We start from the raw sequence: 15,553 nt of genomic DNA, 5'->3' as shown, positions 1-15,553 counted from the left end.
TTGAAGAAATTTGTCGAATAACATAAAAGTTCAACAATTCAATATATTAGAAAAACAATTACTAGTTTAACATGTCTATACATGTTTAGAAAGAAAAAAATAACTATTTCTAATAAATACCTTTCTCCGGGTCCTATATGGGGAGGCAATTCTTTTCCACAGATATAAAATGTGCTAACATTAATATTCGCTTAGAAGAAAATATTATCTATATTAATTTGATGATTCTAATTCCTCATCATGCTAATGGAGGATGAACATGATCTATTTAGACAATAGCGCTACTACCAGACCATATAAAGAAGTGTTGGATGCTTACCTTAAGGTGTCCACAGAATATTTTGGCAACCCATCCTCGCTTCATTCCCTTGGCGGCGATGCAGAAATGCTCCTTAACCGTTCAAGGGAGACAATTGCATCCTTGCTGCATGTCCATCATAAGGAAGTCATTTTCACTTCAGGTGGAACAGAAAGCAACAACTTGGCGATAAAAGGATGTGCCTTAAGCAAAAGAAATCTCGGTAAACATATCATCACAACCGCTATCGAGCATCCTTCCGTAACAAATGCAATGAAAGATTTGGAAAAGGAAGGCTTTGAAGTGACGATCCTTCCTGTTGATAAACAAGGAAGAATTACGAAAAAGCAAGTGGAAGATGCGTTAAAGAAAGAAACGGTGTTGGTTTCTATCATACATGTGAATAATGAAACTGGAGTAATCCAGCCTGTAGAAGAAATAGGAGAAGTTCTTATAAATTACCCCAATGTAAGCTTCCATGTTGATCATATACAAGGGATCGGGAAAGTTCCGTTAAAAATGGATGTAATTGACCTATGTTCACTTTCGGCCCACAAGTTTCACGGGCTAAAGGGAAACGGTGTACTTATTGCCAAAAAAGGAGTCAAGCTTCATCCCCTTTTTAGTGGAGGAGATCAGGAATGGACGTTACGTTCCGGAACAGAGAATGTAGCTGGAATAGTTGCCATGACCAAAGCTTTGCGACTGACCTTAGAGAATTATGAAAAATACCTATCAGATTTAACTCTTTTAAAACATTTTCTTCTTGATGAATTGGTGCAGATAAATGGATTATTTATTCATACGTCCAAAAGTCAAAGTGCTCCGCATATAGTCAATTTTTCCGTACCGGGCATTAAGTCGGAAGTACTGGTACATGCATTAGGCAATAAGGATATTTATGTATCCACCACCTCTGCCTGTTCTTCCAAGCGAAAAGCACCAAGCAAGACCTTATTGGCGATGGGTGTGACGAGAACGCAGGCGGAAAGTGCTCTTAGGATAAGCATGACCTACGGTACAACGAAAGAAGAAATACGCTTATTTTTAAAAGAACTTATAAAAGCCATAAACACAATAAAAGAAGTAACGAGGTAAAAGATATGAACTATGATCACATATTAATACGATTTGGTGAACTGTCTACAAAAGGAAGAAACCGTAAACAGTTTGTGCAGCGCCTGAGCTTCAATATTTTAGAAAAGATTAAGGACTTCCCAAACGTCACTATCGAAAAAAGCAGAGACAGAATGTTCATCAAATTAAATGGGGAGCCGCATGAACAGATTCTAGACCGACTTCAAAGCATCTTTGGCATTCACTCTTTTAGCCTAGCTGTCAAAACGAAAACTGAACTAGAAGAAATAAAAAAAGGAGCATTATTCGCTCTCGAGGCTTTACCTTACAAAGGAAAAACGTTTAAAGTGACTGCCAAGCGCGCTTACAAAAACTTTGAACTTGATACCAATGAATTGAACCATGCAATCGGATCACATTTATTACGGAATACCGAAGACTTGACAGTGAATGTAAAGCAACCAGATATTAATGTAAGAGTGGAAGTCAGAGAAGAAGCCACCTATATTACGTGTAAGGATATTTCCGGCGCAGGAGGTCTACCGGTCGGAACAAGTGGGACCGGAGTGCTTATGCTGTCTGGAGGGATAGACAGTCCGGTAGCAGGTTATTTGGCAATGAAGCGTGGCATTAGACTGGAGGTTGTCCACTTCTTCAGCCCTCCGTATACAAGTGAACGTGCGAAACAGAAAGTAGTGGAACTGACAGAAAGACTGACAGATTTCGGACACTCCATTAATTTGCATATTGTTCCGTTTACAGACATTCAAGTAGCCATACAAAAGCAAGTTCCGGAAAACTATACGATGACGTCCACCAGAAGGTTCATGTTAAAGATTGCGGACAAAATCTGTGAAAAAGAGCAAGGGCTTGCCATCATTACTGGAGAAAGCTTGGGACAAGTGGCTAGTCAGACCTTACAAAGCATGTCGACCATAAATGAGGTAACTTCCACTCCAATCATTCGCCCGCTCATTACAATGGACAAAATAGAGATCATGGATATTGCCAGACAAATTGATACGTTGGAAATTTCCAACCGACCGTATGAAGACTGTTGTACCATTTTCACTCCGTCTGCACCAAAAACAAAGCCCAAAAAAGAAAAAATTAATTTTTACGAGAGTTTCTTTGATATTGATAAAATGGTGAACGATGCAGTCGAACGTACAGAAAAGCTACTAATAACAGGGAAAAAGAAAGAAGAAGACAATATTATCAATGATTTATTTTAACGGGTGGGTACTGTGAAGAATTACCATATTTAAAATATGAATGATGCCATGTGTTTTTACACATTCTATATTCACAAGGAGGTGAAAACACATGGCAAACAACAGTTCAAACCAACTAGTTGTACCTGGTGTACAACAAGCTCTTGACCAAATGAAATACGAAATCGCTTCTGAATTCGGAGTTCAACTTGGTCCTGATGCAACTGCTCGCGCTAACGGTTCCGTTGGTGGAGAAATCACTAAACGCTTAGTTCAAATGGCTGAACAAAGCTTCAGTGGCGGTTACCAAAAATAATATATAAAATGGCTACGAGGTGGGGGAAACCCCACCTTTCTTCTATTCTGATCTTGGAGGTGCTTTTTTATGAAGGAGCAAAATCAAGTAGAAAAACAACAGAAGAAACAGGGAAGAAAACGCCGCAACGAGCCAAAGCATGCGGTAAAATCGAATGAGCAGTAAAATTTGTTTGGGCACCTTCTATTTTAGGAAGGTGTTTTTATTTTTTATATAAAATTTCCACAAAATAATTCAAATTATTTAAAAAATTATGTAATATAGAGGTAGTACTATTACAAAGGGGATGACTTCATATGAAAAGAGAAGAACTTTTAGCACCGCAAAAGTACAATCTGGTTGAAGAAGTGGAAAAGTACGTACAAGACAGCGAAAGGCTCGCACTCATTTGGGAAAGCGAACAAGGGGAGAAGCAACAAGTAACGTATCAAGAATTAATGAAAGCTGCAAATAAAATTGGAAACGCTTTACTTTCTGAAGGACTGCAAAAAGGGGATGTAGTTCTTGTCATGATGCCGAGGCTTATTGAATCGTATCAAGTATACTTAGGTGCACTTAAAGCCGGTATTGCGGTTATTCCATGCTCTGAAATGTTAAGGGAAAAAGATCTTGCATACCGAATTGAACACGGAGATGTTAAAGGGATTATTACATATCAACCATTTGTGGAACAGGCAGATAAATTAGAGGAAGTGAGCAACCTGGTAAGATTCAGTGTTGGTGGTTTAGCTGAAAAAGGTTGGACAAACATGCATGAAGCGATGGAAAAACAATCAGATCAACTTGAATTTGCTTCCACTTCAAAAGATGACATGGCTTTCCTGTCTTATACATCAGGTACAACGGGCAACCCTAAAGGCGTAGTTCATACGCATGGCTGGGCTTACGCGCATCTTCGTACCACCTCCAAGAACTGGCTTGGTATCGAAGACAATGATGTAGTATGGGCAACTGCAAGTCCTGGCTGGCAGAAATGGATTTGGAGTCCGTTCCTATCCACGCTTGGTTCTGGAGCAACAGGCTTTGTCTATCATGGAAAATTCGATCCCAATACCTATTTGAAGCTATTGGAGAAACATGAAGTGAATGTCCTTTGTTGTACACCGACAGAATATCGTCTAATGGCGAAGGTGGATAACTTGAACGCTTATCAGCTGCCACATCTTCACAGTGCAGTATCAGCAGGGGAACCATTAAACCGAGAAGTAATTGACACTTTCCGTAAACATTTCCAAATCGATGTCCGAGACGGCTATGGCCAGACGGAAAACACGCTGTTACTCGGAGTTTTAAAAGGAATGGAAATCAAATCTGGTTCAATGGGAAAACCGACACCCGGCAACCGGGTAACCATCATCAATGAGGATGCCGAAGAGTGTGCAGTGGGGGAAGTAGGGGACATCGCGGTACACGTAGAGACACCTGCCCTTTTCAAGCACTATTACAAAGATCCTGAGCGTACTTCCAGACAATTTAGAGGGGACTATTATATAACTGGAGATAAAGCAAAGAAAGATGCAGAAGGATATTTCTGGTTTGAGGGAAGAAGTGATGATATTATCATCAGCTCTGGATACACAATTGGACCATTTGAAGTGGAAGATGCATTAGTAAAGCATCCGTTGGTGCGAGAATGTGCGGTAGTAGCGAGTCCGGATGAAATCAGAGGGAATGTAGTCAAGGCGTTTGTTGTACTTCAGGATGGAGTGGAGCAAGAGGAAGTCAAACTGACTAAACTGCTTCAAGAGCATGTCAAAGAATTGACGGCCCCATATAAGTACCCTCGCAAAATCGAGTACGTTGCCGAGCTTCCGAAAACTACTTCTGGAAAAATAAGAAGAATCGAACTAAGACAGCAAGAATTGGCTCAAGCGGCACAAGCCTGATAAAGATAAATCTTCAAAGGAAAGGCAGTAAGGCTGGGGATCAGATTCCTTGACCCCACCCTTACTGTCTTTTTTAATGCGATTTTTTTGTGCCAGACCTTCACAAATGATAATCTAGATGTAATTTTACAAAAAGAAGGAGAAAGATTACCATGGGAGAAATTTGGTACGGTGGAACAATCTACACCATGAAAGCAGAATTGGAAACGGTCGAAGCTGTGTATACGGAAGATGGATTCATCAAAGACATCGGCACTCAAGAAGAGATTTTCTCTACATACCACAATGCACAAAAGCAAGATTTAAAAGGGGCAGTTATGTACCCTGGCTTTACAGACAGTCATATGCACTTGATTGGGCACGGTGAGAAATTATTACGACTAGATTTATCAAACTACACATCCCCCAAAGAGGTAAAAAAAGCATTATTGAAAAAAGTCCAAGAAACCCCTGAAGGAGAATGGATCTTCGGGGAGGGGTGGAATGAGAATAATTTTGTTGATCGGAAAATTTTCCACAGGACCGAGCTCGATGAAATCACTTCCAATCACCCCATGATTTTATCAAGGATTTGCCGCCACGCAGTTTTAGTCAACAGCAAAGCGTTGGAATTTGCCGGCATCACAAAAGAAACAGAAAATCCTCCGGGAGGCGTCATTGTAAAAGATATCGATGGGGAACCGACCGGGTACTTACTTGACCAAGCACAGGAATTAGTGAAAAAGAAGATACCAAAAGCGAGCGAAAGTTATTTATACAATGCTTTAAAAACTTCTATTGAAGATTGCTTACGCCTCGGATTGGTAGGCAGTCACAGTGAAGATTTAAGTTATTATGGCAGTTTTGCTAAAACATTTGGAGCGTTTGAAAATGTCATTGAACGGGACAAGTTAAAGTATCGTGCCCATTTGTTGGTTCACCATGAAGTAGTGGATGATATGCATGAAGAAGGTCATAAGTTTAACGAGACAACTGGCTTCATTACCCTCGGTGCCATGAAAATATTTGCAGATGGTGCACTGGGAGGCAGGACTGCTTTGTTAAGCCGTCCTTATAATGACGCTCCTGAGACATCCGGAGTTGCTATCCATACACAAGAACAACTTAATAGTCTAGTAAAAAAAGCAAGAGAATATGGAATGACCGTTGCTGTTCATACCATCGGGGATCTTGCATTTGAGTATATGTTAGATGCGATTGAAAACTATCCTGCTCCAGAGGGGGAAAGAGATAGACTTATTCATGCTCAAATCTTAACGAAGGACCTGATTGATCGTGCGAAAAAACTGCCACTCATTTTAGATATTCAACCACGTTTTGTCGCAACAGACTTTCCTTGGATTATTGAACGTTTAGGAGAGGAAAGACTCAACTATTCGTATGCCTGGAAAACACTTCTGGATGAAGGACTCATTTGTGCAGGCGGTTCTGATGCTCCAATTGAACCGGTTGACCCGATTTTGGGTATTCACGCTGCTGTTACAAGGCAAACACCCGGAGACATAGAAAGAACTGTCTATCAGCCAGAACAACGTCTTTCTATGTATGAGGCAATCGGTCTCTTTACAAAAGGTAGCGCACAAGCAATTTCAGAAGAACATAAACAAGGAATCATTGATACCGGCTATTACGCAGACTTCACAGTACTCGATACCGACCTATTCAAAGCAACAGACGATGAAATCATAAATACCACCGTAACCATGACAATTGTAGACGGCACGGTTGTGTATGAAAGAGATTAAGAATTGAATGAAGATATATAGCTGTTGATTGGAGCAAAAGGCGAAGACTCCTGAGGGAGATAGCGCTAGGTGGAGACCCCGCAGGCGTAGCCGAGGAGGCTCTCGTCAGCCCCTAGGAAAGCGAGGCCATTTGCGGAAATCAACAGCGGAGTTATAGCGTATACAAAAGGACACCGGGCTCATACGGTGTCCTTTGTTGATAATAGTGGTAAAATTTATAAGAATGTACGTTTGACCTTCTCCCAAAACGAATTATCCTTTAACTTCACAGTCTTAATTTTTTTATCAGTAAGCTGAATATCCAACCTCTCCACATGTTTAATGCTAAGTGCCTCATTATCAATGCCGATCGTAGGATAGTCATTCCCATCCTGAATTACTTTTAGAGTCAATTTCCTGGCACCTGCCATGATGAACGGCGATCCAAGGGTGCGATAGCTGTTATTGTTAATAGAAGCTAGCTCACTTACCTGAAAACAAGGGAGCATTGGGTCCACAACAGCACCATGGACTGATTTATTGTAGGCAGTGCTGCCAGTAGGGGTGGAGACAATCATCCCATCCCCACGGAACGTTTCAAAGTGGAGCTCATCTATGTAGACATCAATAGCAAAAGTCTTTATGATGGCAGAGCGGATGGAGCATTCATTTAAACATTGAAAGGAAGAAGTACCATCAATTGTTACTTCAATAGTTGGATACTTTCTAACCTCAATTTGTTCAAATGCCATGGCCTCTACCATTTTTTCTGTATCATCGATATGGAAGTCACAATAAAAACTTGAAGTTTCCTCAGTATTGATTCCAGCATAAAGGCAATCATCCTTGAAACCTGTTTTCTGAACGGCTTGAAGGAAGGTTCCGTCTCCTCCGACTGCTACAATAATGTTAGCATTGCGGTAATCGCTTAGTATTTCAAAGTTATTTTGTACGGCTAATTGTTCAAGCTTTTCAACTTTTGCAACTAGTTCTTCTTCCTTTTTATAAAAGAAAAATATTTTACGGCGTTCTGTCATTGTTTTTCCTCCTCTTCATAATAAAAAATGGAAATTAAACAAAAAATATCCAAAAAATTATCCTTTTGGAAAAAAATTTAGTACAATTCTATATTGTGATAAGTTTACCATTTTGATGAAACTTTTTGAAACGATTTAACGTATATCTACTGTACGTACAAATAGGAGGTTTAGATATGAGCGGAAAGCGTTGGGCCGCATTAGGCATTGCGGCATTATTATTTTTTGTGTCGATTATCACGAGTCTGGCAACACAACCTGCGGAAAGCACAACATCTGGTTCTTTTTCAGATATTTTCGGCGGCGAAGAAGAGTTTATTGAGGAAGTTATAGAAGACGGAAGTCCAAACCGCAAGATTCTTGTACTAGAAGTTAATGGTGTCATCCAGGATACAGGAAGCGACGTGACATCTGTATTTCAATCTCCAGGATATAACCACCGTCAATTTTTGAGAATGTTAGATCAAGCCAAAGAAGATGATACTGTTCAGGGTATCATCGTGCGCGTCAATACACCGGGTGGCGGCGTTTCAGAAAGTGCAGAGATACATAAGAAATTGGTGGAGATTAAAGAAGAAACAGAGAAGCCAATTTATATATCTATGGGCGCAATGGCAGCTTCAGGTGGATACTATATTGCTGCACCTGCCAACAAAATTTACGCTTCACCTGAGACCATTACCGGTTCGATTGGTGTTATCATGCAAGGCATTAATTATAAAGAGCTTGCCGAAAAATATGGCGTTAAATTTGATACCATCAAGAGTGGGCCATACAAAGATATTATGTCCCCGACAAAGGATATGTCTGAGGAAGAGCGTCAAATTCTGCAATCAATGGTAGACAATATGTATGATCAATTTGTAGAGGTTATTGTGGAAGGCCGAGGTATGAGTGAATCGGAAGTAAGAAGAGTTGCTGACGGAAGGATTTATGACGGCCAACAAGCGAAAGATATCAACATAGTCGATGAGCTTGGTTATTTTGAAGACGTTATTGAAGCAATGAAGGAAGACCATGATATGGGGAACGTCCAAGTTGTTCAATACACAGAAAACCTAGGCCTAGGTTCCTTGTTCGCCATGAATGCCCAAGCTCTATTAAAGCCAGAGTCTGAAATGCAGATGTTAGCAAAACTTATCAATCAACCTAATTCTCCAAGACTAATGTACTTGTATGCAGAGTAGGAGGGAGAAGAAATGAGAGATGAGCAAAATAATGAACATACAAACGAGAATGTAATACATGAAGAAGTGAACGTAGTCGAAGAAAGAACCAGCAATAATGCGATGTTGCCTGCGAAGGAAGTAACGGTCGCCGAATATCGCTATGCAGGGTTTTGGATGAGACTTTGGGCATTTCTGTTAGATTTAATAATCATTTGGAGCATTGGAGCTATCTTGATATTTCCGATTTTTAGACTACTAGGGATATCGACTAGTCAAAGCTTCATGTTCTCCCCTGCAACTATTGCAACTACTATCGTGCTATATGGATATTTCATTCTTATGACAAAGTATTTTAAACAGACGTTAGGAAAAATGGTGTTTGGTTTACGGGTGGTCGACCTAAAGGCTGATGACCTTTCATGGAGAACCATTTTCTTTAGAGAAGGTGTAGGACGTTATATCGCTTTAGTCTATGCACCTATCACCTACATCGTCTTTCTTGTGGCAGCTTTTACAAGCAAAAAGCAAGGTGTACACGACTTTATTGCAGACACGACAGTCGTTCATGAAAAATAACCAATAAACCTGAAGTCCATCGTGACTTTAGGTTTATTTTTTTTATGCTAGGAGATAATGGAAGAGGGAGGAAAGGGTGTGAAAGTGTGATTTGGGCCATAATAATCTTTGCCATCATCATTCTTCTTTTAATCATGGTTCTCGTCACTAAAATTACCATCCAATTTTACTACCATCATCAACAAGATAATGATCAGATGACAGTGAAACTAAGTGCATGGTACGGGTTGTTGCGGTACACCATTGATGTACCTTTAATCAGTGTGGATAAAGAAACAGCATCCATTCATGTCGAGGAAAAAACCAAAGTTGGAGGCGGAGATCCGTCTCAAGGAAAACAAAAAGAGAAAGATTTTTCTCCTAAAGAGATATGGCAAAGCTTTGAAGATACATATGAACTGGTGCGCCACGTTGTGGGGATGCATGAGATAGTAAGAAGATTGCTTGCTAGAGTGGAAGTGAATCACTTGGAATGGCATAGTAACGTTGGATTAGGGGATGCAGCACATACTGGAATGCTTGTAGGGGCAGGTTGGACGATTAAAGGTGGAATTGTTGGTTTTTTAAGCAATTATACAGACTTCCGAGCTCAGCCGGAACTCTCCATCACTCCTTATTTCCAATATGCTGTTTCCCAGACAATGTTTAAGTGTATGATTCGGTTTCGAATCGGGCATGCTATGTTGGCAGGAATAAGAATCGTTAAATATTGGAAGGGCGGTAGACCAAAGTTTAAAACCCGTCCTTTATCCGTGTTGTCCAAAGAGGATAATCACAAATCCATGTAACAGCAATAAGGAGGATCAATATGTCTGAACATCCAATTAAGAGTCTTATGACAACAGCGATGGAAAATTTAAAGGATATGATTGATGTTAATACCATCATCGGTGACCCGGTAGAAACGCCGGATGGAAGTGTCATTTTGACAGTTTCCAAAGTCGGATTTGGGTTCGCAGCAGGAGGAAGTGAGTTCCAAGGTGGGAGTTCTTCAGGACCTGAAAGACACGATGGCGGTGGCAATCAACAAAGCCAAGGTCACAAGCTTCCGTTTGGTGGAGGTAGTGGGGGTGGCGTTTCCATCACTCCAATCGCTTTCTTGATTGTAAATTCGCAAGGAGTGAAAATGCTTCACCTTGATGAGAGCACAAGTATCTATGAGAGACTACTGGATTTGGCTCCACAGGCAGTTGAGAAAGTGCAGCAAATGTTGAATAACAATAAACAAAACAGTGGAAATCACTCTGACCATTCCTACAACAACCATAAACAGGATTTAGACTTCTAACATTGCCGGCTGCACAGCAGTTGGCTTTTTGTTTGGTTGCTGGGGATTAGGGGATCTAGGGATTTCGGGCGGATATCAAGAAAACTGCGGTGGATTTCAAGAAAACTGCGGGGGATATCAAGAAAACTAGGGCGGATATCAAGAAATTCCAGGGGATATCAAGAAATTCCAGGGGATATCAAGAAACTGCGGAATATATCAAGAAAACTCAGGATATATCAATAAATCTACACATTTCGACAAACTTAGCCCCCTGATTAAAACCAACACTTTGCCCTCCAAACTAACAAAGATTGATTAATTGCAAAACTTAAAAAACATAGCTATTATTACAAGTGTACATACAATTTGAGGAGGGAAATAAACATGGCAAACGTAACATTTAAAGGCAACCCAATGACACTAGTCGGAAGCGAAGTGAAAGTGGGCGACCAGGCTCCAAACTTCTCCGTTCTTGCAAACGACCTATCTCCAGTAACATTGGAAAACTACAAAGGATTCAAGAAACTAATCAGCGTAGTTCCTTCCATTGATACAGGAGTATGCGACCAACAAACCCGCAAATTTAACGAAGAGGCAGCAAAGCTTGATAACGTAAAAGTCATTACAGTTAGCATGGACTTGCCTTTCGCTCAAAAACGCTGGTGTGCAGCTAGTGGGCTTGACAATGTTGAGGTAGTATCTGACCACCGTGATGCATCTTTCGGTGAAGCATACGGCGTACTAATGCAAGAGCTTCGTCTACTTGCACGCTCCACGTTTGTTGTGGACTCCAACGACAAAGTAACATATGTTGAATACGTAGGGGAAGGTACAGACCACCCTAACTATGAAGCGGCAATCGAAGCAGTAAAATCTGCTGAATAATACCCTACTCAAAACCATTGCACCAAGACGAGCAGACTGTGATAATAGCAGTCTGCTTTATTTTTGCCCATTCTCCATGTAAAATAGGAATACTGAAATTTGGATGGGATCTTTCACATGAAGTGGTCCTCCTGTTGATTGGAGTGCAAGGTGTGAGACTCCTCGAAAACTCTAACGCATTTTCTTCGTGAGATGAGTCGCTCCCGAAGCCTTCCTTGTCCTGGGGGAGATAGCGGTAGGTTGAGACCCCGCAGCGAAGCCGAGGATGCTCAAGCTCCGCCCAAAGGATAAGCGAACACCTGGAACGGAAATCAACAGAGTAAACGCAAGTTACAAGAAAAGGAGTGGCACAATGTCCATTACAAAACTAGAAAATACATTTACTTTATTCGATACAACCGCACAAATCCTACAAGAAGAACTAGACTGTACATACCTAGAAGCACTAGCAGAAACCGCAGAAAACCTCTTCCACGGAGCAGTCATCCAAGAAGAAGTATCAGAAGTGACAAAACGCAGACTTGAAAAAGAATACAGCAAACAAAACATCGCTTCCCTTCAAAAAGAAGAAATCAGAAAAGGTTTCCAACTAGCAATCCTTAAAGGAATGAAAGATGCCGTTCAAGCGAACCACCAAATGACTCCAGATGCGATCGCCATGTTCATGGGATACCTCGTCGGCAAATACACCTCACATCTGCAACAGCTGACCATGTTGGACCCTGCCATCGGTACAGGAAACCTTCTTACAGCTGTCCTTAACCATCAGCCGAACAAAAAGCTAGAGGCGTTTGGAGTGGATGTGGACGACCTGTTAGTGAAGCTTGCCTATAACAACGCCAACCTGCAAGAACAGGCAATCAGTTTATTTAACCAAGATGGCTTAAGCAACCTCTTTGTAGAACCAGTTGATGTGGTAGTGAGTGATCTTCCGGTTGGCTATTATCCTGATGATAACAATGCTGCCAACTTCAAACTAAAAGCAGAAGAAGGCCATTCCTATGCACATTATCTGTTTATCGAACAAGGCTTGCGTTACACAAAACCAGGTGGCCACCTGCTATTCTTGGTTCCTAACTCCATGTTTGAAGAAGAGGAAGCCAAAAAAGTCAACGCTCTAATAAAAGATGAAGCGTATATTCAAGGAATGCTTCAACTTCCGGAAACCATGTTCCAAAATAAAAATCATGCAAAAAGCATCCTTGTTCTACAGAAAAAAGGAATAGGCATTGAACCTCCTAAAGAAGCTTTATTAGTAAACCTGCCAAGTTTCTCCAACATGCAGGCAATGGAGAAAATCATGAGCCAAATCAACCACTGGTTTTCTGATCAAAAAAAGAATAAGTAATAATACGATAACCTAGTTGATCGTAGTGGAAGGAGCGGAGACTCCTCGAAAATGCTATCGCATTTTCTTCGTGCTATGAATCGCTGCCGAAGCCTTCCTTGTCCTGCGGGAGGAAGGGACAGGGAAGACCCCACAGGGCGCAGCCCGAGGAGGCTTCCCCGCCGCCCGCAAAAAGCGAAGCTCCTGCAACAAAGATCAACCGTAAGTGTAGATTTAACAGTCTAAAAAAACTATGCTATTCTTCAGAAAATAACGAATATATAAGGTAAGCGTTACCATATAGGGAAGCCTCTTGCAAATGCAGTATCACGGTGTTTAAATGAAAAAGGTATATATAATATCGGAACTTTGCACAAGATAGGTAGAGTGTAAAAAATCATTTAATTATCCATCCAAGTGTGACCATATAAAAGGAGTTGTACGTATCGTCATGTCAAAAGTTATTGCAATTAATGCAGGAAGCTCTTCTCTTAAATTTCAATTGTTTGAAATGCCTAGTGAAAATGTTATTACAAAAGGGCTAGTGGAACGTATCGGCTTAAACGATGCTGTTTTCACTATCTCTGTGAACGGCGAAAAAGTAACAGAAATCACAGACATTCCAGAACACGGGGTAGCTGTAAAAATCTTATTGAAAAAACTAATCGATCTTGACATCATCCAAAGCTTCGATGAAATTACAGGAATTGGCCACCGTGTCGTACATGGCGGGGAAAAATTCAATGATTCCGTCCTAATTACTGATGAAGTGTTAAGTCAATTAGAACAACTATCAGAGCTTGCACCACTTCATAACCCGGCAAACGTCGTAGGAATTAAAGCATTCAAGGAGATCCTCCCGAATGTACCGGCAGTGGCTGTTTTTGATACAGCATTCCATCAATCCATGCCGGAAAAATCTTTCCTTTACAGCTTGCCTTACGAGTACTATGAAGACTATGGCATTCGTAAATATGGTTTCCATGGTACTTCTCATAAATATGTTTCCGAGCGTGCTGCAGAATTACTTGGCAGACCGGTTGAGCAACTTCGCCTGATTTCTTGTCACCTTGGGAACGGTGCAAGTATTGCGGCAATCGAAGGCGGAAAATCCATCGATACTTCCATGGGCTTCACACCGCTTGCAGGTGTAGCAATGGGAACTCGCTCTGGTAATATTGACCCTGCTTTAATTCCATTCATCATGGAGAAAACAGGCAAAACAGCCGACGAAGTATTAGAAGTATTGAACAAACGCAGTGGTATCCTTGGGGTTTCTGGATTCTCCAGTGATCTTCGTGATATTGAATCTGCTGCTACAGAAGGTAATGAGCGTGCAGAACTTGCATTAGAAGTATTCGCAGGTCGTATTCATAAATATATTGGTTCTTATGCTGCGAGAATGTACGGAGTGGACGCGATCATCTTTACTGCAGGAATTGGTGAGAACAGTGATGTAATCCGTGCAAGAGTTCTTCAAGGACTTGAGTTCATGGGTGTTTACTGGGATCCAGCATTGAACAAGGTTCGTGGTAAAGAAGCATTTATTAACTACCCGCACTCTCCAGTTAAAGTCATCGTTATTCCTACGAATGAAGAAGTAATGATTGCTAGAGATGTAATGAAAATAGCATTATAATATTCAGTCCCCGATCGGTTTCATTCATCAGATCGGGGACTGTTTTTTTGTACAGAATTACTATGGTATAATGGAGAAAACTAGCAGTTGGAAAAGTGAGGGGAAGAACTGTGTCCAATAGAAGTCAGGAAGAACAATGGAAATATAAACTTTCACAATGGGAAGAAAAACTATATACATACGAACCATCCCAATTTTCAGATACAATGGATCATTGGGTGGACAAGGCCTTTGATCTACTGTCAGACGATAAAAAGCAGTTATTTTTTGCCCAAATCGACACATGGTTATTTCATTTACACGGCATCATTCAGCAGTCTTCCTTCCAACAGCAAGCAGAAGAACGGATTGTTAATATGGCCCGAAGCTATAGAGAAGACATTAAAAGGATTGAAGATATTCGGGAACTGCCTTTATCACAAAAAGCATTTATCGCAGAGCAGCAGATTGCCAAGCAAAAGCTTTATTCGGTGATTCAAGGTGGAATGACAGGAACGGCAAAACTGTCCACCCTTGCCATTGACATCCCAGCTTTTGCAGCACTAAATATTCGTACCACACAGCTTATTGCGATGTCTTACGGCTATAGAGCAAGTACGCCTGTTGAAATGGTAAAGTCATTACAATTATTCTATGGTGCGACCATTCCTAAAAAATATCAGCATGAGCGTTGGGAAACATTGAAAAGTGAACTTGGACAGGATGTTGATCATTATTTTGACGTGTTAACAGATAAAGATCACCCGACTGGATGGCTCCAACAACCTTTAATGCACCTAATTAAATTATTATTTGTTGCAATAATTGGACGCAAAAAAGTAAACAATGTTCCGCTCCTCGGTATGATAACCGCAGCAGGAACAAACTATTACTGGACCAAAGAAGTCTCAGAATTCTCCCATTACTACTACATGATGAGACACCTAGTAGAAAACGGAGAACTAGACGAATCAGAATGTGAGATGTTTTAATGTAATATGGATAATATAGCAATTGCTTGGAGAAAAAGACGAAGACTCCTCGAAAATGCTACGCATTTTCTTCGTGCGAAGTATCGCTGCCGAAGCATTCCTTGTCCTGCAGGGGAGTAGCGACATTGTTGAGACCCCTGAAGCGTTGTGAGGAGTCTCAAGGT

General features: G+C 40.9%; 14 protein-coding genes. 13 read left to right on the top strand and 1 reads right to left on the bottom strand.

What is annotated here, in order from left to right; all coding sequences use genetic code 11:
• The first annotated feature begins 259 nt into the window (after positions 1-259).
• From HC179_RS14910 to HC179_RS14890, 5 genes are all read left to right on the top strand, one after another.
• Complete coding sequence (locus tag HC179_RS14910) at positions 260-1,396, top strand: cysteine desulfurase family protein (RefSeq protein WP_168865017.1); 1,137 nt, start codon at positions 260-262, stop codon at positions 1,394-1,396.
• A 5-nt stretch (positions 1,397-1,401) separates the two neighbouring features.
• Positions 1,402-2,610: a tRNA uracil 4-sulfurtransferase ThiI gene (gene thiI / locus HC179_RS14905; protein WP_168865016.1), complete on the top strand. Its 1,209-nt coding sequence runs from the start codon at positions 1,402-1,404 to the stop codon at positions 2,608-2,610.
• Between the two features lie 91 nt (positions 2,611-2,701).
• The gene (locus tag HC179_RS14900) at positions 2,702-2,905 is read left to right on the top strand and encodes an alpha/beta-type small acid-soluble spore protein (protein ID WP_010195477.1); all 204 of its coding nucleotides are present in this window, start codon (positions 2,702-2,704) and stop codon (positions 2,903-2,905) included.
• Between the two features lie 296 nt (positions 2,906-3,201).
• Positions 3,202-4,791, top strand: a complete 1,590-nt coding sequence (gene mbcS / locus HC179_RS14895; RefSeq protein WP_168865015.1) for an acyl-CoA synthetase MbcS — start codon at positions 3,202-3,204, stop codon at positions 4,789-4,791.
• 152 nt (positions 4,792-4,943) lie between these two features.
• The gene (locus tag HC179_RS14890; protein WP_168865014.1) at positions 4,944-6,536 is read left to right on the top strand and encodes an amidohydrolase; all 1,593 of its coding nucleotides are present in this window, start codon (positions 4,944-4,946) and stop codon (positions 6,534-6,536) included.
• Between the two features lie 215 nt (positions 6,537-6,751).
• On the opposite strand, the gene HC179_RS14885 is transcribed toward HC179_RS14890, so the two are convergent.
• Positions 6,752-7,552: an NAD kinase gene (locus HC179_RS14885; RefSeq protein ID WP_168865013.1), complete on the bottom strand. Its 801-nt coding sequence runs from the start codon at positions 7,550-7,552 to the stop codon at positions 6,752-6,754.
• A 176-nt stretch (positions 7,553-7,728) separates the two neighbouring features.
• Between HC179_RS14885 and sppA the strand changes: the two genes are divergently transcribed.
• The 8 genes from sppA to HC179_RS14845 all read left to right on the top strand — a co-directional run bounded on the left by sppA (position 7,729) and on the right by HC179_RS14845 (position 15,389).
• Entirely contained in the window at positions 7,729-8,739 is a 1,011-nt protein-coding gene (sppA, locus tag HC179_RS14880; RefSeq protein ID WP_168865012.1) for a signal peptide peptidase SppA, read from the top strand.
• Positions 8,740-8,751: 12 nt separating this feature from the next.
• Entirely contained in the window at positions 8,752-9,297 is a 546-nt protein-coding gene (locus HC179_RS14875) for an RDD family protein (protein ID WP_168865011.1), read from the top strand.
• Positions 9,298-9,383: 86 nt separating this feature from the next.
• Positions 9,384-10,085, top strand: a complete 702-nt coding sequence (locus tag HC179_RS14870) for a DUF2953 domain-containing protein (RefSeq protein ID WP_346775149.1) — start codon at positions 9,384-9,386, stop codon at positions 10,083-10,085.
• A 20-nt stretch (positions 10,086-10,105) separates the two neighbouring features.
• Positions 10,106-10,585, top strand: a complete 480-nt coding sequence (gene ytfJ, locus HC179_RS14865) for a GerW family sporulation protein (RefSeq protein WP_168865009.1) — start codon at positions 10,106-10,108, stop codon at positions 10,583-10,585.
• A 366-nt stretch (positions 10,586-10,951) separates the two neighbouring features.
• Positions 10,952-11,452 carry a thiol peroxidase gene (tpx, locus tag HC179_RS14860; RefSeq protein WP_060664772.1) on the top strand — a complete coding sequence of 167 codons (501 nt, stop codon included), beginning with the start codon at positions 10,952-10,954 and terminating at the stop codon, positions 11,450-11,452.
• Between the two features lie 352 nt (positions 11,453-11,804).
• Positions 11,805-12,800, top strand: a complete 996-nt coding sequence (locus tag HC179_RS14855; RefSeq protein WP_168865008.1) for a class I SAM-dependent methyltransferase — start codon at positions 11,805-11,807, stop codon at positions 12,798-12,800.
• Positions 12,801-13,230: 430 nt separating this feature from the next.
• On the top strand, positions 13,231-14,418 hold the full coding sequence (locus HC179_RS14850; protein WP_168865007.1) for an acetate kinase: 1,188 nt from the start codon (positions 13,231-13,233) through the stop codon (positions 14,416-14,418).
• 110 nt (positions 14,419-14,528) lie between these two features.
• Complete coding sequence (locus HC179_RS14845; protein ID WP_168865006.1) at positions 14,529-15,389, top strand: EcsC family protein; 861 nt, start codon at positions 14,529-14,531, stop codon at positions 15,387-15,389.
• The last annotated feature ends 164 nt before the right edge of the window (positions 15,390-15,553 follow it).

The organism is Bacillus sp. RO1 (genome assembly GCF_012524115.1).
In the GTDB taxonomy this organism is placed as follows: Bacteria; Bacillota; Bacilli; order Bacillales; family Bacillaceae_I; genus Sutcliffiella_A.
The sequence above is the reverse complement of the archived record's forward strand: the minus strand, read 5'-3'. Positions and strand labels throughout refer to the sequence as shown.